General features: G+C 62.8%; 19 protein-coding genes. 13 read left to right on the top strand and 6 right to left on the bottom strand.

The features are described 5' to 3' along the window. Positions 1-2 precede the first annotated feature (2 nt). The gene (locus AC1DUR_RS05145) at positions 3-1,106 is read left to right on the top strand and encodes a hypothetical protein (protein ID WP_477721399.1); all 1,104 of its coding nucleotides are present in this window, start codon (positions 3-5) and stop codon (positions 1,104-1,106) included. 75 nt (positions 1,107-1,181) lie between these two features. Here the strand turns inward: AC1DUR_RS05145 and phhA are convergent, their stop codons facing one another. The 3 genes from phhA to hppD all read right to left on the bottom strand — a co-directional run bounded on the left by phhA (position 1,182) and on the right by hppD (position 4,049). Beyond that, positions 1,182-2,066, bottom strand: a complete 885-nt coding sequence (gene phhA, locus AC1DUR_RS05140) for a phenylalanine 4-monooxygenase (protein WP_477721398.1) — start codon at positions 2,064-2,066, stop codon at positions 1,182-1,184. Further along, positions 2,054-2,827, bottom strand: a complete 774-nt coding sequence (locus AC1DUR_RS05135) for a transporter substrate-binding domain-containing protein (RefSeq protein ID WP_477719236.1) — start codon at positions 2,825-2,827, stop codon at positions 2,054-2,056. The genes phhA and AC1DUR_RS05135 overlap by 13 nt, the downstream gene beginning before the upstream one ends. 82 nt (positions 2,828-2,909) lie before the next feature. Further along, the gene (gene hppD, locus AC1DUR_RS05130; protein ID WP_477719097.1) at positions 2,910-4,049 is read right to left on the bottom strand and encodes a 4-hydroxyphenylpyruvate dioxygenase; all 1,140 of its coding nucleotides are present in this window, start codon (positions 4,047-4,049) and stop codon (positions 2,910-2,912) included. A 193-nt stretch (positions 4,050-4,242) separates the two neighbouring features. On the opposite strand from hppD, the gene AC1DUR_RS05125 reads away from it, so the two are divergent. Beyond that, positions 4,243-4,716: an Lrp/AsnC family transcriptional regulator gene (locus AC1DUR_RS05125; protein WP_011485093.1), complete on the top strand. Its 474-nt coding sequence runs from the start codon at positions 4,243-4,245 to the stop codon at positions 4,714-4,716. Between the two features lie 251 nt (positions 4,717-4,967). Next, positions 4,968-5,705 (top strand): N-acetyltransferase family protein, encoded by a 738-nt coding sequence (locus tag AC1DUR_RS05120; protein ID WP_477719096.1) that lies wholly within the window; start codon positions 4,968-4,970, stop codon positions 5,703-5,705. A gap of 65 nt (positions 5,706-5,770) precedes the next feature. On the opposite strand, the gene AC1DUR_RS05115 is transcribed toward AC1DUR_RS05120, so the two are convergent. Next, on the bottom strand, positions 5,771-6,094 hold the full coding sequence (locus AC1DUR_RS05115; protein WP_477721397.1) for a hypothetical protein: 324 nt from the start codon (positions 6,092-6,094) through the stop codon (positions 5,771-5,773). A 301-nt stretch (positions 6,095-6,395) separates the two neighbouring features. Between AC1DUR_RS05115 and AC1DUR_RS05110 the strand changes: the two genes are divergently transcribed. Together AC1DUR_RS05110 and lnt are read left to right on the top strand one after the other, a co-directional pair. Beyond that, positions 6,396-7,250 (top strand): HlyC/CorC family transporter, encoded by an 855-nt coding sequence (locus AC1DUR_RS05110; RefSeq protein WP_477719094.1) that lies wholly within the window; start codon positions 6,396-6,398, stop codon positions 7,248-7,250. A gap of 21 nt (positions 7,251-7,271) precedes the next feature. Next, the gene (gene lnt / locus AC1DUR_RS05105; protein ID WP_477721396.1) at positions 7,272-8,954 is read left to right on the top strand and encodes an apolipoprotein N-acyltransferase; all 1,683 of its coding nucleotides are present in this window, start codon (positions 7,272-7,274) and stop codon (positions 8,952-8,954) included. Positions 8,955-8,993: 39 nt separating this feature from the next. Here the strand turns inward: lnt and AC1DUR_RS05100 are convergent, their stop codons facing one another. After that, entirely contained in the window at positions 8,994-9,902 is a 909-nt protein-coding gene (locus tag AC1DUR_RS05100; RefSeq protein WP_477719093.1) for a LysR family transcriptional regulator, read from the bottom strand. 250 nt (positions 9,903-10,152) lie between these two features. On the opposite strand from AC1DUR_RS05100, the gene AC1DUR_RS05095 reads away from it, so the two are divergent. After that, the gene (locus tag AC1DUR_RS05095; RefSeq protein WP_477719234.1) at positions 10,153-11,184 is read left to right on the top strand and encodes an asparaginase; all 1,032 of its coding nucleotides are present in this window, start codon (positions 10,153-10,155) and stop codon (positions 11,182-11,184) included. 76 nt (positions 11,185-11,260) lie between these two features. Here the strand turns inward: AC1DUR_RS05095 and AC1DUR_RS05090 are convergent, their stop codons facing one another. Continuing rightward, a complete protein-coding gene (locus AC1DUR_RS05090) occupies positions 11,261-12,010 on the bottom strand; it encodes an SDR family oxidoreductase (protein WP_477721395.1) in 750 nt (249 codons plus the stop codon). 160 nt (positions 12,011-12,170) lie between these two features. Here AC1DUR_RS05090 and AC1DUR_RS05085 point away from each other — a divergent pair, with 160 nt between their 5' ends. The 7 genes from AC1DUR_RS05085 to AC1DUR_RS05055 all read left to right on the top strand — a co-directional run bounded on the left by AC1DUR_RS05085 (position 12,171) and on the right by AC1DUR_RS05055 (position 19,524). Next, positions 12,171-13,139 (top strand): LysR family transcriptional regulator, encoded by a 969-nt coding sequence (locus AC1DUR_RS05085; RefSeq protein ID WP_477719091.1) that lies wholly within the window; start codon positions 12,171-12,173, stop codon positions 13,137-13,139. A gap of 79 nt (positions 13,140-13,218) precedes the next feature. Further along, on the top strand, positions 13,219-14,139 hold the full coding sequence (glyQ, locus tag AC1DUR_RS05080; RefSeq protein ID WP_477719090.1) for a glycine--tRNA ligase subunit alpha: 921 nt from the start codon (positions 13,219-13,221) through the stop codon (positions 14,137-14,139). 11 nt (positions 14,140-14,150) lie between these two features. Then, on the top strand, positions 14,151-16,349 hold the full coding sequence (gene glyS, locus AC1DUR_RS05075; protein WP_477719089.1) for a glycine--tRNA ligase subunit beta: 2,199 nt from the start codon (positions 14,151-14,153) through the stop codon (positions 16,347-16,349). Between the two features lie 36 nt (positions 16,350-16,385). Continuing rightward, the gene (gmhB, locus tag AC1DUR_RS05070; RefSeq protein ID WP_477721394.1) at positions 16,386-16,958 is read left to right on the top strand and encodes a D-glycero-beta-D-manno-heptose 1,7-bisphosphate 7-phosphatase; all 573 of its coding nucleotides are present in this window, start codon (positions 16,386-16,388) and stop codon (positions 16,956-16,958) included. A gap of 103 nt (positions 16,959-17,061) precedes the next feature. Continuing rightward, positions 17,062-17,832: a lysophospholipid acyltransferase family protein gene (locus AC1DUR_RS05065; RefSeq protein ID WP_477719087.1), complete on the top strand. Its 771-nt coding sequence runs from the start codon at positions 17,062-17,064 to the stop codon at positions 17,830-17,832. Positions 17,833-17,905: 73 nt separating this feature from the next. Next, complete coding sequence (locus AC1DUR_RS05060) at positions 17,906-18,928, top strand: M48 family metallopeptidase (RefSeq protein WP_477721393.1); 1,023 nt, start codon at positions 17,906-17,908, stop codon at positions 18,926-18,928. 155 nt (positions 18,929-19,083) lie between these two features. After that, positions 19,084-19,524 carry a response regulator gene (locus AC1DUR_RS05055; protein WP_477719085.1) on the top strand — a complete coding sequence of 147 codons (441 nt, stop codon included), beginning with the start codon at positions 19,084-19,086 and terminating at the stop codon, positions 19,522-19,524. Positions 19,525-19,638 lie beyond the last annotated feature (114 nt).

Raw genomic sequence — 19,638 nt, 5'->3', positions numbered from 1 at the left:
TTTTGCGTGTATTGATTGGCGCCAGTGTGCTTTCGGCGGCGGGTTCACTGCCTCTGCAAATATTGCCTTTTCTGGTCCTGACCCTCGTGTCGGAGGGGCGTGTTGACATCGCTTTTGCCGGGTGGGTGGGTTCGGCGTTCCTGGTCGGAATGCTGTCGAGCGCATTGCTGCTGCCGGCACTTCGGGTGTCCAGGCTGAACCGCTGGCACGCTTTGGGCGCTGTTGGTGCCATTGTTTTGTCGCTCGCCTTGTCAATTGGCAGCAGTTTGCTGCCTCTTTTTCTCGCTCTCTGGTTCGTGGTGGGGTTTGCTTGCGGGGGGCTTCAGTTTTTGGGGGCCACGACCGCAGCTGCCGCCGCCAATAAGCCGCAGGCATTTGCCTTGCGCCTCGCAGTAGCCTTGATTGTGGCAAGCGGCGTGATTGTTGCGCTCGCGCAGTTTAGTGGGCAACGAAGCTACACGACGCTCGCATACTTTCTCATCGGTACTTTTGGGCTTGCCGCGTGCATTGGGCTGGCACTTTATCGCAACCTTCCGGCTCCCCTGCCTGTGGCTGGCGGTGCGGCCGCCAGTTCAACGTCACGGAGCTGGTCGGGTCTGATGATTGTCTTTGCCTTCTTTGTGGGGCAGCCAGGATTCTGGGCTTATGCCATGCAGTCAGCCTCTCAGCGAGGCCTCGATTTAAGAGACGCGGCGCTTGTGATCGCATCATCCAAAATGGTGTCTGCGCTGGTTCTTCTCTACAACAGCAAGAGCAACGCGCCGGCATCTGGCCTTCTTGGTCTGCTGGGGTTGGGGTGTGCGATTGCGGCGGGCATTCTCGTCATGACCTCTTCCGGCGTTGTGATGGCTTTTTTTGTCGGCTTCCTGTTTTGGGAGCTTGCATTGAACGTGCTGTCTGCTCGCCTTCAAGGTATTGTGGTTGCCGCAAGCCCAGGTCATGCGGGGGTTTGGATCACCGGCGCAATTTTGCTGGGTGCTGCTACCGGGCCAATCGTGCATGGTGCGGCCATCGGTGCCGGAATCGGGCTGGCTTTCATTTCATACTCAGCCCTGTCCGGGTTGTTCCCTTTTCTGTGGGCCTGGTCGAAAAGCCGTCAAGCTTAAAAGTCCTGCATACGCGGTTATGCCCGGGGCGGGAATTTGCGCGTGAATCGTTCCTCGGCTGGATTTGATGGCTTCTCAGCGCTGAATTACCGTGTCTTCCGGCAAAAGCGTGTTGGCCGCCAGCTCGGGCAGAGTCTTGAGCTGGGCGTACAGCGGCGTGAAATCGGGGGCCGTCATGTCAAACAGCTGCTGGAAGCTGTCGATCACGAAATAGGTTTGCTGGTAGCTATCGATTTTGTAGCGCGTGCGCATGGTGCGCAGCAGATTCAGCGCGATCCGCTGGGGCTCGGGGCTCTGCACGGCGTAGGCCAGCTCGCCGGACGAGCTCAAGATGCCGGCGCCATAGGCCCGCAGGCCGTTCGCCTGGCGGATCAGCCCGAACTCGACCGTGTACCAGTACAGGCGCGACAGCTGCTCGCAGGCGCCCAGGGCATGGGCCTTCAGCCCGCCGGCGCCGTAGGCCTGCATGTGGTCGGCAAACACCGGGTTGAACAGCAGCGGCACATGGCCAAACAGGTCGTGAAACACGTCGGGCTCGACGATGTAGTCAAACTCCGCCGGCGTGCGCAGCCAGTCGGTCACCGGGAACTTGCGGTTGGCGAGCAGGGTAAAAAACGGCACTTCAGGGATCAGCCCCGGCACGGCAACGACTTCCCAGCGAGTGGCCTTGTACAGCCGGTCGTTGATTTCCTCAAAACGCGGAATCCGCTCTTTCGCTCCCAGCAAGGGCAGCGCCGCGATGAATTCATCGCAGGCCAGGCCCGGCACGAGCGCCGACTGCCGCTGATACAGACGGTGGTAGATGTCGTGGTCTGCGGCGGTGTAGGCGGCATAGTTTTGCGGGCAGGTGTAGTCGGCCTGGACCAGGCCGCCGCGCGCATAGTCGCCCCGCGGTGGCCGAGCCGACTCGCCGTAGACCGCCGGGCTGGGGCTGGGGCTGGGGGTGTTTACTTCAGCCATTGGCCTTCCACTCGCTGGTAATCGCCGCTGGCTTTGGCCAGGTGCAGCCACTGGTCTACATAGGCCTTGAACGTGACATCGCCGCGCGGCAGCAGATACGCCATTTCGCCGTATTGCAGGGGCTTGTCCGGGTTGATGGCGCACAGCCCGGGCTTGAGCCTTTGCTGGGTGATCGCCTCGGCCGATTCCGTGACGAACACATCCGCGCGGTTGGCCAGGATTTCGTCAAAGATCGTCAGGTTCTCGGGGTTCATCCGCATCTGCGCCTGCTTGAAGTTGGCGCGGGCAAAGCGCTCGTTGCTGCCGCCGGGGTTGAAGATCACGCGGGTGGACGGCTTGTCGATGTCGGCCACCGTCTGGTATTTGGCGACATCGGCGCAGCGGGCAATCGGCGTCTTGCCGTTGACCATGTAGGCGGTGCTGAAAAACGCTTTCTTCTGCCGTTCTGTCGTCACCGAGATGCCGCCGACGGCCATGTCGCATTTGCCGGCCACCATGTCGGGCATCAGGTTGGACCAGCTGGTCTTGACCCACTCGGGCTTCACGCCCAGGCTGGCGGTCAGCGACGCCATCAGGTCCACGTCAATGCCTTCAAAGGCGCCATCCGGCTTCTGGAAGCTGAAGGGCTTGTAGTCGCCCGGCGTGCAGATACGCAGCACCCCCGCCTTCTGCACGGCATCCAGGCTGGACGCCGGCGGCGCCGTTTGCGCGGACGCATGGGGCGCGATCAGCGGCGCGCAGGCCGCTGCGGCCAGCGCCATGTTTTGGGCGAATGTGCGAAGGCGGCTGGTTGAGGAAAAGCGAAATGGCATGGTCAGGCTCCGGTGGTTGTGTGGCGAGGTTTTATTTTGCACCTTGCGCAGCGGAAAGAACGCCGCGGCGCATCTGGTCCAGCTCGATGCTCTCGAACAGTGCCTTGAAGTTGCCTTCGCCAAAGCCCTCGTCGCCTTTGCGCTGGATGAACTCAAAGAAGATCGGGCCGAGCTGGTTTTCGCTGAAGATCTGCAGCAGCAGCGCGCCTTTCTTGCCGTCCACGAGGATTTTGCGCTTTTGCAGTTCCGCCACATTCTCGCCATGGCCGGGAATGCGCTTGTCGATCAGTTCGTAGTAGGTGTCCACGGTGTCCAGCAGCTTGACGCCGCTGGCGCGCAGCTTGTCCACGGTGGCAGGCAAATTGCCGCTGCCCATGGCGATGTGCTGGATGCCTTCGCCCTGGTAGCGGTCCAGGTACTCCTGGATCTGGCCGGCTTTCTCATTGCCTTCTTCGTTGATGGGAATGCGGATCTTGCCGCAGGGACTGGTCATGGCCTTGCTTTTCACGCCGGTCACCTGGCCTTCGATGTCGAAGTAGCGGATCTCGCGGAAGTTGAACATCCGCTCGTAAAACCCGGCCCATTCGTCCATGCGGCCGCGGTGCACGTTGTGCGTCAGGTGGTCAATGTAGGTCAGGCCGTGGCCGGCGGGGTTCAGCGCCTCGGGGCCGCTCACGCCCGGCAGGGGCTCGAAGTCGACATCGTAAAACCCGATGTTGCCGATGTCGCCTTCCCGGGCGCCGTTCTTGCCGCGCCAGCGGTCAATGAAATAGATGATGGAGTCGCCAATGCCCTTGATGGCCGGGATGTTCAGCTCGCCCGGGCCGGCGGTGTGGGCGTAGCCCCAGGCGCCCAGCGCAATCGCGCGCTCGTACGCGGCCTTGGCATCCCGCACCCTGAAGGCAATGGCGCACACGCTGGGGCCATGCTGGCGTGCAAAGCGCTGTGCAAACGAATCGGGCTCGGCGTTGAGGATGAAGTTGATGCCGCCCTGGCGGTACAGCGTCACGTCTTTATGGCGATGCCTGGCGATCGGCTTGAAGCCCATGCGCTCGAACAGCGCGCCCATGGCCTTGGGGTCGGGCGCGGCGTATTCAATGAACTCGAAACCGTCGGTGCCCATGGGGTTGTCCCAGGCCGCGCCTGTTTCGAAAGATAGGGGTGCGTTCATGCGTGTCTCCGTAAAAATATCGACTGACTATTGGCTTGGCTTGGCTATTGCTGATGGGCTATTGGCTACCGAGTGTTTGCGGGTTTCATTCACTGGCTTCAACAACCAACTTTAGCGGCACCGCCTGTCTTTTTTATTGCAAACTGGGGCGTGTAAGTTGCCATTGACGCAATAAACCTGCAAAATTAAGGCAATGGAAACACTAGACAAGCTTGATCGGCATATTTTGCGCAGCCTGCAAGCTGACGGGCGGGCAACCTACGACCAGCTCGCCGAGCAGGTGAGCCTCTCCCCCAGTGCCGTATTGCGGCGTGTGAAACGGCTGGAGGAGGCCGGGGTTATTGACCGCTATGTGGCGCTGGTCAAGCCCGAGTCGGTTGGCTTGGGGCTGACCGCCTACCTCAATGTCCGGCTGGAAAAACACACCGAAAGCCACAAGCGCAACCCCATGGACCTGTTTCGTGCCAGCGTGCAAACCTGGCCGGAGGTGGTGGAGTGCGCGGCCCTGACGGGTGAGATGGACTACCTGCTGCGTGTGGTGGTGCAAGACATGGCTCACTACAGCCGCTTTATCATGGACACCCTGCTCAAGCACCCCAGTGTGCAGGACTGCAAAACCAGTTTTGTGCTGGACCGGGTGAAAGCGACGACGGCCGTGCCGCTGTAGCGGGGCGGCCAGTTGTGCCGCCTGGAGCCAGCGGCTGTCGGGGAGATGGCAGGTATTTAGCGGCTGCAAATGTTGCTGCGGTGCAACATTTTGGCGGTCGGCGGCGAGATTTGCTATTAATTTGATGGCAGACATCCGGCGTGTTTATTGGGAAAAGGCGAATTTGATGTGGGTTTTGGTGGGCCTCCCTATTGAGGGGCTTCCAAGCCCTTTTAGCTGGAAAATCTAGGGAAAACCCTTATATTTGAGCCATGGTTACACCGAGCGCACTTTTGAAGGCTTCCCTCCACGCGGGCAAGGAGTTCTTTCGCCCCCCCGTGGACGAGGGCGCAGCGCGCCCGCCGGCCGTTTCTCCCGCGGCGCAGGTCATGGTGCCCATCCGCTCCATCGGACCGAGCCACGGCGAGCGCATCGCCACGCACCTGCTGGCGCTCAGTGCGCATGACCGCTACCTGCGCTTTGGCTATGCGGCCAACGACGAGCAGATTCGCCGCTACGTGGACGGGCTCGACTTTGAGCGTGACGAGATTTTTGGCATCTACAACCGCAAACTGCAATTGATTGCCATGGCTCACCTGGCATTTTCGACCGACCCGGAGCTCAAGAGCTGCGCTGAGTTTGGCGTTTCGGTGCAGGCCCAGGCACGGGGCCGGGGCTATGGCGCGCGCCTGTTTGACCGCGCCGTGATGCATGCCCGCAATGACGGCGTCAACATGATGTTCATCCACGCGCTGAGCGAGAACACCGCCATGCTCACGATTGCCCGCAAGGCCGGCGCCACGATTGAGCGCGATGGCTCCGAGAGCGAGGCCTACCTCAAGCTGCCGCCGGCCGACCTGGATTCGCGCGTGACCGAAATGGTTGAAGAGCAGATCGCCCAGACCGACTACCGCCTCAAGGTCCAGGCCAAGCAGTTCTGGGACTTCCTGGGCGTGCTTCAGGAGGTCCGGCAGGGCGTGCGGGATTCGCGCGACCGCATGCCGATGTAGAGCACGCGGGGGCAACCCCGCTTGGGTCCCCTCCGCTCCGAGCCCCGCCCCTCCCCGAGCCCCCATCATTCGTTCAATGGGACTTCTGTTTTTTCCGGCGGGCAGACGGCGCAGGGCTCCGACAGCTTGTGGGCCTGCCACCATTCGATGAGTTTGTCGAAATCACCGCCAAAGACCTTGTGCTTGAGGGCCTCCGAGATGTGGGAGCAAACCACTGCATCTGCAAACCCAAGAAATTCGCGGGCGGCACGCCGGTCGCACATCAGGTAGGACGTCTTGAGCTGCTCGGCAGACAGCCCGGCGACCTCCTCCCTGCCGAGCTGACCGTGGGCACTCAAAGAGCAGGACATGAGGAAAATTCCAAATTTGAGCAAGGTCAGGTTTTTCATCTGAAGACCTCCGAAAGGGCTGTCGCCCGTTCTTGCAAAAACCCACTTGACCAACCACTGGATCGCACCCGCGGACAAGCCAGATCGGGCAGCTTGATATTCCTGCGAACAGGCTTTGAATTCAAGTGAAAAGGTGGCTGTTTTGAAGTGACGGGGTGGCAGCCTTTCTGTGGGAAAGTTGCCCTTGGCGCCGCCGCACGGCGCGGGTGCAGCAGCCGGAAAGCGCCGGCAGGGCGGAATGGCCCGATACGCCGGGGAATTGCGCTATCCTTGGCAGCTTCACAACTACCGAACACCCTTCGTGTCCGACACCCCCCCCAGTCGATCTTCCAGGCCGGAAGACAAGCGCGGCTTTCTGCAGAAGCTCGCTGAAATGCTCCACCCCGGTCCCGACTCCAAAGACGAGTTGATCGAAACCCTGGTCGAAGCCCAGGACAACGAAGTCATCGGCGCCCAGAGCCGCGAAATGCTTGAAGGCGTGATCCGCATGGCCGACATGACGGCCGGTGACGTGATGGTGGCGGCCCCGCGCATGGATGTGATCAACATCGACGCGCCCTTCGACGAACTGCTGCATCTGGTGATCGACACCGCCCACTCGCGCTTTCCGGTCTACGAGGGCGAGAAGGAAAACATCCTGGGCATTCTGATGGCCAAGGACCTGCTCAAGCTGCAGCGCGCGCCCGAACTCAACATCAAGGCGCTGCTGCGTCCGGCTGCGTTTGTGCCGGAAAGCAAGGGCCTGAATGATTTGCTGCGCGAATTCCGCGGCAACCGCAACCACCTGGCCATCGTCATCGACGAGTTCGGCCGCGTCGCCGGCCTCATCACCATTGAAGACGTGCTGGAGCAGATCGTGGGCGAGATCGAGGACGAGTTCGATATCGCCGAGGACGAGGGCGACATCTTCGGGCTCTCGGACCACACCTACCGGGTCAGCGGCGACACCTCGATCGAGCGCGTCAACGAAGCGTTTGAGGTGACGCTGCCCGAAACCGACTTTGACACCATTGGCGGCCTGGTGGCGCACGAGATGGGCCATGTGCCCAAGCGGGGCGAACATTACGCGCTGGCCGGGTTGCAGTTCACGGTGCTGCACACCAAAGGCGGTGCCGTGCGCTGGTTCAAGGTGTCGCCTGTTGTGGCCAGGGCCTGAGCCCTCAGAAGAAAGAGACCGATGGAGCCGAGTTCAATTCAAAGCATGATGTCCGCGCTGCCCACCCTGCCGGCGCTGCTGCAGCACTTTGGCCAGACGCCCACGCGCAGCCGCTTGTCCTGGATCCAGGTCGCCATTGTGTTGATGGCGGGCAGCGTGCATGCCGCCAGCCTGGCATGGCCGTTTCCTTTCGCCTTTGCGCAAGGCGAGCCCTTGTGGGGCCTGCAGCTGCTGGCGCTGACGCTGCTGGCCGCGCAGCTGGACGGCTGCCGCTCCTGGGCGCGCGCCGCCTGGCTGGGCGGGCTGTTTGGCACCGCCATGCTGTGCGGCACCTTCTGGTGGCTGTTCATCTCCATGCATGTGTACGGCGGCCTGGCCGCGCCGCTCACGGTGCTGGCCATTGTGCTGCTCGCGGCGTTTCTGGGGCTGTACTATGCCGCCGCCGCTGCCTTGTTCGTGGTGCTGGCTCCCGCACAGCGGGCGCAGCGCGCGCTTGTTTTTGCCGCGCTCTGGCTGCTGGCCGAGCTGGCCCGGGTGAAGCTGTTCACCGGTTTTCCCTGGGGGGAAGCGGGCTACGCCCATGTGGACGGCTGGGCCAGGCCGCTGGCGGCCTGGGTGGGTGTGCATGGCCTGAGCTTTCTGGCCGCGCTGGTGGCGGCCTTGCTGGCCATGTGCCTGCGCGCGCGCAAGACCCGCTGGCTGGCGGCGCTGAGCCTTGTTTTTGCAAGCGTTGCGGTGGCGTGGCTGCCGGTCACCGATGCGGCCTACAGCAAAGACCAGTCCGCCCTCCTGCCCGTCACCCTTTTACAGGGCGACATTCCCCAGAACGAAAAATTCCAGCCGGGGACCGGCGTGGTCACGTCACTGCGCTGGTACGGCGAGCAGTTGCGCGACGCCAAAACCGCGCTGGTGGTCGCGCCTGAAACCGCCATTCCCCTGCTGCCGCAACAGCTGCCCGACGGCTACTGGCGGGCCGTGCAGTCGCGTTTTGCCACGGGTGAGCAGGCCGCGCTGATCGGCATCCCGCTGGGCAATCTCCAGACGGGTTACGCCAACTCGGTGGTGGGACTCAAGCCGGCTGCATCAGCGGGCGCATCACCGGCTTCATTACCGGGCTCATTACCGGGTTCATCGCCCCATCCCGCCGAGCCCTACCGATACGACAAGCATCACCTGGTGCCCTTTGGGGAATTCATTCCACCGGGGTTCCGGTGGTTCACCAACATGATGAACATCCCGCTGGGCGACTTCAACCGTGGCGCCGTGGGGCAGGCTTCCTTCGACTGGAAGGGCCAGCGGCTGGCACCCAACATCTGCTACGAAGACCTGTTTGGTGAAGAGCTGGGCGCACGCTTTACCGATCCGGCGCTGGCGCCCACCGTGTTTGTCAACCTCAGCAACATTGCCTGGTTTGGCAACACCGTGGCGATTGACCAGCACCTGCAGATTTCGCGCATGCGGGCGCTGGAGTTCAGCCGGCCGATGCTTCGCGCCACCAACACAGGCGCCACCGTCATCATTGACCACCGCGGTCAGGTGACCCATGCCCTGCCGCGCCACACGCGCGGTGCGCTGGTCGGCGAGGTGCAGGGGCGCAGCGGCATCACGCCTTACGCCTGGTGGGTGTCACGCTATGGCTTGTGGCCGCTGTGGGCGCTGGGCCTGGGGATTGTGGGGCTGGCGCTGGTGCTGCGCCGCCGCTGAGCCCTTCTCTCGATACGCGATACGCGATATCCGGCCTGCTCAATGGCTGGACGCCATCACCCCGCGCAGCAAGTCCGGCAGCATGCCCAGCATGCGCAAGGCGTCCTGGCCCGGTGGCGTGCTGGTTGCAAAGTACATCTGCAGTGGAATCGGTGCAAAGTCATGCAGGGCCACGGCACTGATGGATGACGGATCCAGGTTGCTGGCCGTGAGGAAGTCGACCACCGTCCAGCCCATGCCGCGCTTGACCAGTTCCAACGCCAGCCGGGAGGTGTGCACCTGCAGGCCGGCCGGCGCCGTGAGCCCCAGATGGCCGGCCAGCTCGTCAATCGACTGGCACATGGGGTCTTCGCCCACCAGCCGGATCAGCGGCATGCTGGCGAGAAACGACATCGGGTTCAGGCGCCGCGTACGCACCGCGCGCAGCCAGACATCCCGCGTCACGGCCAGATAGAGCGGCCCCCTGACCAGCATCTGGCTGGTCAGCAGCGGGTGCGGGTGCTCGTAGTAGCCCAAGGCAAAGTCGACGCTGCGCGTGAGCAGGGCCTGCACCATCTGGTCCTGGTGCAGGGTGCGCACTTCAATCTTGACGCGCGGATAGCGCGCCAGGTGCTTTTCCAGCACCAGCGGCAAAAACTCATGGCTGATCGAGGGGATGGCGGCCAGCCGCACCTGGCCATCGTCAGGCTGCCGCAAATTGAGCGCAATGCGCTTGAGCTCATCGAGCTTGCGGTGGATCAGGGTCGACTCGTCGAACAGCACCCGGGCCTCAGGGGTGGGGGCCAGCGTGCCCTTGCCGCGTGTGAACAGCTTGTAGCCGAGCTGGAGCTCGGTGTGTGCAATGGTCTTGCTGACGGCCGAAGGCGTGATGCAGATCAGGCGCGCGGCCGCGCTCATGTTGCCGGCCTGCATGACGGCCTGAAAGACTTCAAGTTGCCGGAGGTTCATGGCGTAGGAGGGGGGTGTGAGTTTTGCTCATACCCTGCGCCTGATTATGCATCGCCATGCCTGGTTGCCGTGGCTACGATGAGCCACCTTTCGCCCTGAAGCGCGGCGACCGGGGACAGATCGTGGCACAGCTCGGGCCTCAGGCCCGCGCTGCCTGCCAATTGGCCGTCATTGGCCTTGGCCTTAATTCAATGATCAGGAAACAACCGAAATGCAAGTCAAGTTAAACATCCAGAAGCTGGTAGCGGGCATGGGGCTGGCTGTGCTGGCCACGTTTGCCGCAGCGCAGGCTGCCAAGCCCAATGTGGTGATTCTGGCCACGGGCGGCACCATTGCCGGCGCCGGGGCGTCCGCCCTCAACAGTGCCACCTATGCCGCCGCCAAGGTACCCGTCGACAAGCTGCTGGCGGGCCTGCCCGAGCTGGCCAACGTGGCCAACGTCAAGGGCGAGCAGGTCTCGCAAATTGCGTCTGAAAGCTTTACCAACGACAACCTGCTCAAGCTCGGCAAGCGCATTTCGGCGCTGGTGAAGCAGCCCGATGTGGACGGCATTGTCGTGACCCACGGCACGGACACGCTGGAAGAAACGGCTTACTTCCTGAACCTGGTGATCCGCACCAACAAGCCCATCGTGGTGGTCGGCTCCATGCGGCCCGGCACGGCGCTGTCGGCCGATGGTGCGCTGAACCTGTTTGATGCCGTCAGCGTGGCGGCCAGCAAGGACGCCGCCGGCAAGGGCGTGCTGGTCACCATGAACGATGAAATCCAGAGCGGGCGCGACGTCAGCAAGACCATCAACATCAAGACCGAGGCCTTCAAGAGTCAGTGGGGCCCGCTGGGCATGGTGGTGGAGGGCAACAACTACTGGTTCCGCGCGCCGGTCAAGCGCCATACCCTGCAGTCGGAGTTCAACATCGACGAGATCGACACGCTGGCGCCGGTGGAAGTTGTCTATGGCTACGGCAATGTCTCGCGCACCGCGCTGGACGCCGTGGGCAAGTCAGGCATCAAGGCACTGATCCACGGCGGCACGGGCAATGGCTCGGTGGCTGACCGCATCGTGCCGGCGCTGCAGGATGTGCGCGCCAGGGGCATCCAGGTGATTCGCTCCTCGCGCGTGCCCGATGGTTTTGTGCTGCGCAACGCCGAGCAGCCCGATGACAAATACGACTGGGTGGTGGCGCACGACCTGAACCCGCAGAAGGCGCGCATCCTGGCGGCGGTGGCCATGACCAAAACCCTCGACAGCAAGGAACTGCAGCGGATTTTTTGGCAGTACTGACTCGTTACGCGGCACGCGCCGTTGTAAAAAAAGGCGGGCCTTGCGGTACCGCCTTTTTTTTTGTGGTTCGCCTTGCTCAGAGCTGGCTCATGCCGCCGTCCACGATCAGCTCGGTGCCGACAATGAAGGCTGCCGCCGGCGACGACAGGTACACGACGGCGCTGGCCACTTCATCGGGCGTGCCGAAGCGTTTCAGCGGAACTTGCGCCTGAATGCCGGCGGCCAGCGCATCGAGCTGGTCGGCAGGCACACCCAGCTTGCCATACAGCGGCGTCTGCACCGGGCCGGGGCTCACCACATTGACGCGGATGCCGCGGCTGATCAGTTCACCCGACAGCGTTTTGGCCAGCGAAATCAGCGCAGCCTTGCTGGCGGCGTACACGCTGGAGTTCGGCATGCCGATGTGGGCGTTGATGGAGCCATTGAGGATGATGGCCGCGCCCGTGTTGAGCAACGGTGACAGCGCCTGGATGGTGAAGAAGGCGCCCTTGACGTTGGTGTTGAAGGTCTGGTCCCAGAGGTCTTCTTCAACGGCCTCGAGGGGCGCGAATTTCGCCACGCCGGCGTTGACGAACAGCGCGTCCAGTGTGATGCCCTGCTCCTTCAGGTTGGCCGCCAGGGCTTTGGCGGCGTGGATATCACCGGCGTCATGGCGCAGGGCCACTGCGTTGGCGCCGAGCTCGGCACGAGCCCGGTCCAGCGCGGCCTGGTCGCGGCCCGTGATGATGACGCGTGCGCCCTGTTGGGCAAATTGCAGTGCGGTGGCCAGGCCGATGCCGCTGCTGCCGCCGGTGACGAGTACGGTTTTGTTGTCAAAGTTCTGCATGATGATTCCTTGGGTTGTGTGAGGAGGTCTGGAGGAGGTGTGGAGGAAGTCGGTGGGCGATGTGCCCGCCGATGGATGAACTGTAGGATTTACCTTCGCTTGGAGGAAGGCCTGAAAAGTGGTTTAATCGTTCAGCTTTTATGAATGTTTGGGGGGTGTGATGGACCGCTTGCGTGCTTTCGAGGTGTTCGCCTCCGTCGTGAGCCGGGGCAGCTTCACGCGTGCCGCCGACGCCCTCGACACCTCCCCGGCCAATGTCACGCGCTACATCAATGAGCTGGAAGCCCACTTGAGCACGCGGCTTCTCAATCGCAGCTCGCGCAAGCTGTCTCTGACGGAGAGTGGTGAGGCGCTGTACGAGCGTAGCAAATCCATCCTGGAAGAAGTCGCCGATGCCGAGGCGCTGGCCTCGTCGGCCACCCTGCAGCCGCGCGGGCGCTTGCGCATCAATGCGCCGGTGAGTTTTGGCATCCGGCACCTGGCGCCGCTGTGGCCGCACTTCATGCAGAGCTATCCCGAGGTGGAACTGGACATTGCGCTGAGCGACCGCGTGGTGGATATTGTGGAAGAGGGCTATGACCTGGCCATCCGCATCTCCCGCGCCGGGTCGGCCTCCCATGCGGCGCGCAAGCTGGCGACGTCCCGCAACATCGTCTGCGCCTCACCCGCCTACCTGAAAGCGCACGGGCAGCCCGAAAAGCCCGCAGACCTGGTGGGGCACCGGTGCCTCGGCTATACCTATGCGGCCACCGCCAACGAATGGCATTTTGTGGATGACGCGGGCCGGCCGCACATGGTCAAGGTCAATTACGTCATGCATGCCAATAACGGCGACACGGCGCGCGAAGCGGCGATTGCCGGGCAGGGCGTCATCTGGCAGCCGGCCTTCCTGATCGGGGACGATTTGAGGGCCGGGCGGCTGGTTGCCCTGCTGCCCGGCTACCGCATGCCTGACATCGACGTGCTGGCCGTCTACCCCAGCCGCCGTCACCTGAGCGCCAAGGTCCGGGTCATGGTGGATTTTCTGGTGGAGGCGTTCCGGCCCGCCCCTGCGTGGGAAGTCCCGCCGGGGCCGGGAGTGCCGGAGAAGGCGGCTGCCCGGGCGGCCCGTCATCGCCGCGTAAAATGAACGGTTTAGCGATTGCCACGTCAGTTGTCGCTACCCGCGGCGCCGAAGCAGGCGCCGCGCCTTTGTCACCAACACTCCTATGCTCACTTTCCAGCAAATTATCCTGAAGCTGCAGTCCTACTGGGATGCCCAGGGCTGCGCCCTGTTGCAGCCCTATGACATGGAAGTCGGCGCCGGAACGTCACACACTGCTACTTTTTTAAGAGCGCTGGGCCCCGAGCCGTGGAAGGCCGCCTACGTGCAGCCGAGCCGCCGGCCGAAGGACGGCCGCTATGGCGAGAACCCCAACCGCCTGCAGCACTACTACCAGTACCAGGTGGTGCTCAAACCCGCACCGGCCAACATCCTGGAGCTGTACCTCGGCTCGCTGGAAGCCCTCGGTTTTGATCTGAAGAAAAACGACATCCGCTTTGTCGAGGACGACTGGGAAAACCCCACGCTCGGCGCCTGGGGCCTGGGCTGGGAAGTCTGGCTCAACGGCATGGAAGTGACGCAGTTCACCTACTTCCAGCAGGTCGGCGGCATCGACTGCAAGCCCATCACCGGCGAGATCACTTACGGACTGGAGCGCCTGGCCATGTACCTGCAGGGCGTGGACAACGTCTACAACCTGACGTGGACCGAAGGCCCGGCGGGCGAGAAGTTGAGCTATGGCGACGTCTACAAGCAAAACGAGGTGGAGCAGTCCACCTACAACTTCGAGCACAGCGACGCTGACTTCCTGTTCACCGCCTTTACGGCGCATGAAAAGCAGGCCAAACACCTGATTGGCGTGCAACTGGCCCTGCCCGCGTACGAGCAGGTGCTGAAGGCCGCGCACAGCTTCAACCTGCTGGACGCCCGGGGCGCGATTTCGGTGACGGAACGCGCCGCCTACATCGGCCGCATCCGCAACCTGGCGCGTGCCGTGGCACAGAGCTACTATGAAAGCCGCGAACGGCTCGGCTTTCCGATGGCGCCCCGCGAGTGGGTGGAACAGATGACGAAGAAGGCGGCGTGAGAGCGATGACGATGACTACCCAAAACCTTCTGGTTGAACTGTTTGTGGAGGAGCTGCCGCCCAAGGCGCTCAAGAAATTAGGGGATGCGTTTGCTGGCGTGCTGCTTGAGCAGCTCAAGGCGCAAGGCCTGACGACTGCTGAATCGGCACTCACGTCTTTTGCCTCGCCACGCCGTCTTGCCGCGCATGTGACGGCTGTCGCTGCGCAGGCCGCCGACAAGGCGGTCTCGCAAAAACTCATGCCCGTCACCGTCGGGCTCGACGCGTCGGGCAGTGCCACACCGGCCCTGCTGAAAAAGCTGCAGGCGCTGGGCGCCGATGCCTCTGCCGTGGCGGGCCTCAAACGCGCACCGGATGGAAAGGCGGAAGCGCTTTTCTACAACAGCACCGTGACTGGCGCCACGCTGGCGGAGGGCCTGCAGAAAGCCCTGTACGAAGCGATTGCCAAACTGCCGATTCCCAAGGTCATGACCTATCAGCTGGCCGATGGCTGGAGCGACGTCAAGTTTGTGCGCCCCGCGCACGGACTGGTCGCGCTGCACGGCAGCGATGTCGTCGCCATTGAAGCGTTGGGCCTGAAGGCCGGCAACATCACGCACGGCCATCGGTTTGAGGCTGCGGTCGACCCGGTGGTGCTGCAGAACGCTGACAGCTACGCGGCCACGCTGCAAATGGATGGCGCGGTCATCGCCAGCTTTGCCGAACGCAAGGCCGAGATCGCCCGCCAGCTGGCGACTGCTGCTTCCAAGGTGGGCGGTGGTGCCCGGGCGATTGAAGACGACGCCTTGCTCGATGAGGTGACCGCACTGGTCGAGCGCCCCAACGTGCTGGTCTGCGAGTTCGAAAAGGAATTCCTCGACGTGCCGCAGGAGTGCCTGATCCTCACGATGAAGGCCAACCAGAAATACTTCCCGCTGCTCGATGCGCAGGGCAAGCTGACCCACAAGTTCCTTGTGGTCAGCAACATCAGCCCCACCGATGCGAGCGCGGTGATTGGCGGCAACGAGCGCGTCGTACGCCCGCGCCTGGCCGATGCCAAATTCTTCTTCGACCAGGACCGCAAGAAAACGCTGGCCTCGCGCGTGGACGGGCTGGGCAAGGTGGTTTATCACAACAAGCTGGGTTCGCAGGGCGAGCGTATGGAGCGGGTCCGCGCCATTGCCCGGGCAATCGCCGAAAAGCTGGGCGACGCGACATTGGTGCAACAAGCCGATCAGGCTGCGCAATTGGCCAAGACCGACCTGGTGACCGACATGGTCGGCGAGTTCCCGGAATTGCAAGGCACCATGGGTCGCTATTACGCGCTCAATGATGGCCTGGCCGTGGACGTGGCCGATGCGATTGAAGACCACTACAAGCCGCGTTTTGCGGGCGACGACTTGCCGCGCGGCAATGTTGGCGTGATCGTGTCGTTGGCCGACAAACTGGAAACCCTGGTCGGCATGTTTGGCATTGGCAACCTACCCACGGGCGACAAGGACCCGTTCGCGCTGCGCCGCCATGCGCTGGGCGTGATTCGCATGCTGGTTGAGAAGGATCTGCCGCTTTCACTTCATCGCTTGCTTGCAGTGGCGACTCGTCCGTTTGTAGAGCAGTTCTGCGGAGGAACGCTTGTACCCATCCAATTGATGCCACCAGACGCGGATGAGAATCTCCTGCAGTCGTTGAATAAACACTTTGGAGTGGCTAATTCAACGGGGCAGGAACTTGCAAGCTTCATCTACGACCGCCTCGCCGGCTCCCTGCGCGAGCAGGGCTACAGCGCGCAAGAAGTCGATGCCGTGCTGGCGCTCAAGCCCCAGCGCCTGGGCGATGTCGCCAAACGCCTGGCTGCCGTGCGCGCCTTCGCGGCATTGCCCGAGGCGCCGGCACTCGCCGCGGCCAACAAGCGTGTCGGCAACATCCTGAAGAAAGCCGATGGCGCGGTGGAGGCCAGCATCAGGCCGGAACTCCTGCAGGAAGCGGCGGAACAGGCACTGGCCGAAGCGCTGCAGTCCGTCGGGCCGAAAGCCGATGCGGCTTTCACCGCCGGTGACTACGCGGCGTCCCTGCAGGGGCTGGCCGCCCTGAAAGCACCCGTCGACGCGTTCTTTGATGGCGTGATGGTCAATGCCGAAGACCCGGCTCTGCGCGCCAACCGCCTCGGCCTGCTGGCCACGCTGCACCAGGCCATGAACCGCGTGGCCGACCTGTCCAAGCTGGCAACATGAGCCCCCTCGCTGGCTGACCCTTCAATGCAAAGCACCATGAAACTCGTCATCCTCGACCGCGACGGCACCATCAACAGCGACAGCGACGACTTCGTCAAGACGCCGGAGGAGTGGATGCCGCTGCCCGGTGCGCTGGAGGCGATTGCCCGGCTCAACCATGCCGGATGGCATGTCGTCATTGCGTCCAACCAGTCGGGCCTGGGGCGGGGCTTGTTTGATGTGGCCTCGCTCAATGCGATGCACGCCAAAATGAACCAGATGCTGGCCGCCCTGGGCGGGCGTGTCGACGCCGTGTTTTATTGTCCTCACAGCCCCGAGGAGGCTTGCCAATGCCGCAAGCCCTTGCCGGGCCTGTTCGAGCAGATCGGTGCGCGTTTTGGCGTGCCGCTCAAGGGGGTGCCGACCGCCGGTGATTCCCTGCGTGATCTGCTGGCGGGTGCCGCGRCCGGTTGCGAGCCGCACCTGGTGCTCACCGGCAAGTCGGCGCAGTACCGCGGCGGCCCGCCGCCCGAAGGCTTGCCGCCGGGCACTGTGGTGCACCAGGACCTGTCGGCGTTTGCCGACTTCCTCCTGGAGCGCAACGCCCGGCCTTTGCCGACGTCGCTGTGAACAGTATGGCTTGCTGTTCTTGCTGCGCCCGGTGGAGCAGGCGTCAAGTGCTTGCAGAACTTCAAAAGATTTTCAAATTCATCCCGAATGCCGGAACACTGACATGCCCCTGATCCGATCCATCCTGCACATGCTGTGGATGGCCCTGACGGTGATTCCGTGGGCCATTTTTGTGATCATCGCCTCGCTGTTTGTCAGCAGCACCACCATGTACTGGATGTGCGCGGGCTGGCTGCGCGTGGCGGTCAGCGGCGGCACGGTCATCCTGGGCATCAAAAACCGGGTGACCGGCATGGAAAACCTGCCCACGGGACAGACCAGCGCCGCAGTGCTGCTGCTCAAGCACCAGAGCACCTGGGAGACCCTGTGCATGCCAACGCTGATGCCGCATCCGCTGGCCTACGTGTTCAAGAAAGAGTTGCTCTACGTGCCATTTTTTGGCTGGGCCATGGCGCGCATGGACATGATCCATATCGACCGCAGCCAGCGGGCGCAGGCCTTCAACAAGGTCGTCGCGCAGGGCAAGCGGCTGATGAGCCAGGGGACCTGGGTGATCATGTTTCCCGAGGGAACGCGGATTCCACGCGGGCAAAAAGGGGTTTACAAATCCGGCGGCACACGGCTGGCCATTGAAACCGGCGCGCCGGTGATTCCGATTGCCGTGACGTCGGCCAAGTGCTGGCCGCGCAAGGCCTTCATCAAAAGGCCGGGCGTGGTGGACATCTCGATTGGCAAGCCGATTGACAGCACCGGCCGAAAACCCGATGAGCTGATGCGGGAAGTGGAGCGGTGGATTGAAGCCGAGATGCACCGGCTCGACCCGGAGGCTTACACCACCGTCAGTGACGCGGTGCCAAACGCGCCCTCTGCCTGAGCCATTCAGGCGGACAAGTGGCTTACAAGCCGAGATCGGTCTGGTGCCCGGCCGCCGCGCCCGCTAAACTGCCATGATGCAAAGGCTTGTACAGCTCACTCTCGACCTCTTTGAGCGGGAGCCGGCACCTCCTGCGAACGCCGCAGGTCCTGAAGCCGCGCCGGCTTCAAACGACATACCGCCGCAAGTCCCCGAAAGTAACGCGCATTCTGCTATTGAAAAAATAGCAAGCGCCAGCCCGTCCACGGATGATCTTCCCCCTCAGACCCTGCAGCAGGCGCTGGGGCCGGCCACTTTTCGCCATCCACGCGCCAAGCGCGAGGCCCTGCTCGATGGCGTGTTGGTGGCTTATGAATTCAGACGGGGTAAACGCCGCACCATCGGGTTTTCCGTGGGCACCGACGGACTCGCGGTCAGTGCGCCCAAATGGGTGCCGCTGTATGAAATTGACAAGGCCGTGCTGGAGAAGTCGGGCTGGATCCTCAAGAAGCTGCAGGAAAGCCGCGAGCGCCATCACCGGCTCGAGTCTGCGCGCATCGACTGGAAAGACGGCGTCACCCTTCCTTTTCTGGGTGAGCCGGTCATGGTGGCGATCGATTCGCGCCATGCGTTTGGCGGCGTGGGCGCCGAGCTCAAGACCCGCGCCGCCGAGGTTTTGCTGCACGCTGACAATGAGCCGCATAACGACACGCGGTCCGGCGTGGCACAGCTGAGCCTGCATGTGGGCCTGCCCAACAGCGCCACGCCCGAGCAGATCCGCGATACCGTGCAGGCCTGGCTGATGCGCCAGGCCAAGCGCATTTTCACCGAGCGGCTGAATCATTTTGCCCCGCATCTGGGGGTACAGTGGCGCAAGCTGAGCCTGAGCAGTGCTGGCACGCGTTGGGGCAGCGCCAGCGCTGATGGCTCCATCCGCCTGAACTGGCGGCTGATTCATTTCAAGCAGTCGGTGATTGACTACGTGGTGGTTCACGAGTTGAGCCACTTGCGGGTGATGGATCACAGCCCGCGTTTCTGGGACACTGTGCGGGCGGTCGTACCCGATTATGCTGAGTTGCGCGGGCAATTGAAGGATGAAGCCATTCCCCGCTGGTGACTCAGGGCCCGGAGTGTGCTGGTCCGCGGCAAAGATTTGGTGCTTCCATGAGGTAAGTCACGAAAGTAAGGAATCGTAACAATGGAGTTTAACCCCTTAATCTGACTAAAACCATAAAATCACAGGGAAGTTGATAGTCGTAATCGGGAAAACTCATGAACCACAAGCTGATACTGGTCGTTGAAGACAATCCCGACCACCTTGAGCTGACTGTACTGACGCTGGAAGAGCAGGGCGTGTCCGCCGAGATTGCGGTCGCGCGCGATGGCGCCCAGGCGCTGGATTACCTGTTTGGGCAGGGCAGCCATGCCGGCCGTGACACCCAAAAGCAGCCTTCGCTGATCCTGCTGGACATGAAGCTGCCCAAGCTGTCCGGACTGGACGTGCTGCGCAGTGTCCGCAGCAATCCCCTGACGGCCCTGGTGCCGGTGGTGATGCTGACGTCGTCCAGCGAACAGTCTGACATCGTGGCCTGCTACCAGAGTGGGGCCAACGGTTTTGTGCGCAAACCGGTCGACTTTGGGGACTTCACCGAAAAACTCAATTGCCTGCAGGCCTATTGGCTGAACGTCAATGAGTCAACCGCGACGGGATGACGGTCCGCGCGTCATCCCACATTCAGGCTCCACCGCTTGATGCGGGCTGTGCCTGCGTTGGCCGGCGTGCCAATTCCTGCACGGCAGTCGCCATTTGAAAGGCTGATGCGATGA

It is taken from the genome of Polaromonas sp. P4_F4 (assembly GCF_056401355.1).
Note: the sequence above shows the minus strand (reverse complement) of the source record. Positions and strands in the feature narration are given on the sequence as shown.

Bases quoted from the DNA above. Each gene is read 5' to 3' on its own strand.
- AC1DUR_RS05085 (WP_477719091.1), top strand. From the start codon at position 12,171: ATGGACCGCTTGCGTGCTTTCGAGGTGTTCGCCTCCGTCGTGAGCCGG.
- AC1DUR_RS05135 (WP_477719236.1), bottom strand. From the start codon at position 2,827: ATGGCGCTGGCCGCAGCGGCCTGCGCGCCGCTGATCGCGCCCCATGCG.
- AC1DUR_RS05125 (WP_011485093.1), top strand. From the start codon at position 4,243: ATGGAAACACTAGACAAGCTTGATCGGCATATTTTGCGCAGCCTGCAA.
- lnt (WP_477721396.1), top strand. From the start codon at position 7,272: ATGGAGCCGAGTTCAATTCAAAGCATGATGTCCGCGCTGCCCACCCTG.
- AC1DUR_RS05060 (WP_477721393.1), top strand. From the start codon at position 17,906: ATGATGCAAAGGCTTGTACAGCTCACTCTCGACCTCTTTGAGCGGGAG.
- AC1DUR_RS05090 (WP_477721395.1), bottom strand. From the start codon at position 12,010: ATGCAGAACTTTGACAACAAAACCGTACTCGTCACCGGCGGCAGCAGC.
- glyS (WP_477719089.1), top strand. From the start codon at position 14,151: ATGACTACCCAAAACCTTCTGGTTGAACTGTTTGTGGAGGAGCTGCCG.
- AC1DUR_RS05115 (WP_477721397.1), bottom strand. From the start codon at position 6,094: ATGAAAAACCTGACCTTGCTCAAATTTGGAATTTTCCTCATGTCCTGC.
- glyQ (WP_477719090.1), top strand. From the start codon at position 13,219: ATGCTCACTTTCCAGCAAATTATCCTGAAGCTGCAGTCCTACTGGGAT.
- AC1DUR_RS05055 (WP_477719085.1), top strand. From the start codon at position 19,084: ATGAACCACAAGCTGATACTGGTCGTTGAAGACAATCCCGACCACCTT.
- AC1DUR_RS05065 (WP_477719087.1), top strand. From the start codon at position 17,062: ATGCCCCTGATCCGATCCATCCTGCACATGCTGTGGATGGCCCTGACG.
- phhA (WP_477721398.1), bottom strand. From the start codon at position 2,066: ATGGCTGAAGTAAACACCCCCAGCCCCAGCCCCAGCCCGGCGGTCTAC.
- AC1DUR_RS05095 (WP_477719234.1), top strand. From the start codon at position 10,153: ATGGGGCTGGCTGTGCTGGCCACGTTTGCCGCAGCGCAGGCTGCCAAG.
- hppD (WP_477719097.1), bottom strand. From the start codon at position 4,049: ATGAACGCACCCCTATCTTTCGAAACAGGCGCGGCCTGGGACAACCCC.
- AC1DUR_RS05100 (WP_477719093.1), bottom strand. From the start codon at position 9,902: ATGAACCTCCGGCAACTTGAAGTCTTTCAGGCCGTCATGCAGGCCGGC.
- AC1DUR_RS05120 (WP_477719096.1), top strand. From the start codon at position 4,968: ATGGTTACACCGAGCGCACTTTTGAAGGCTTCCCTCCACGCGGGCAAG.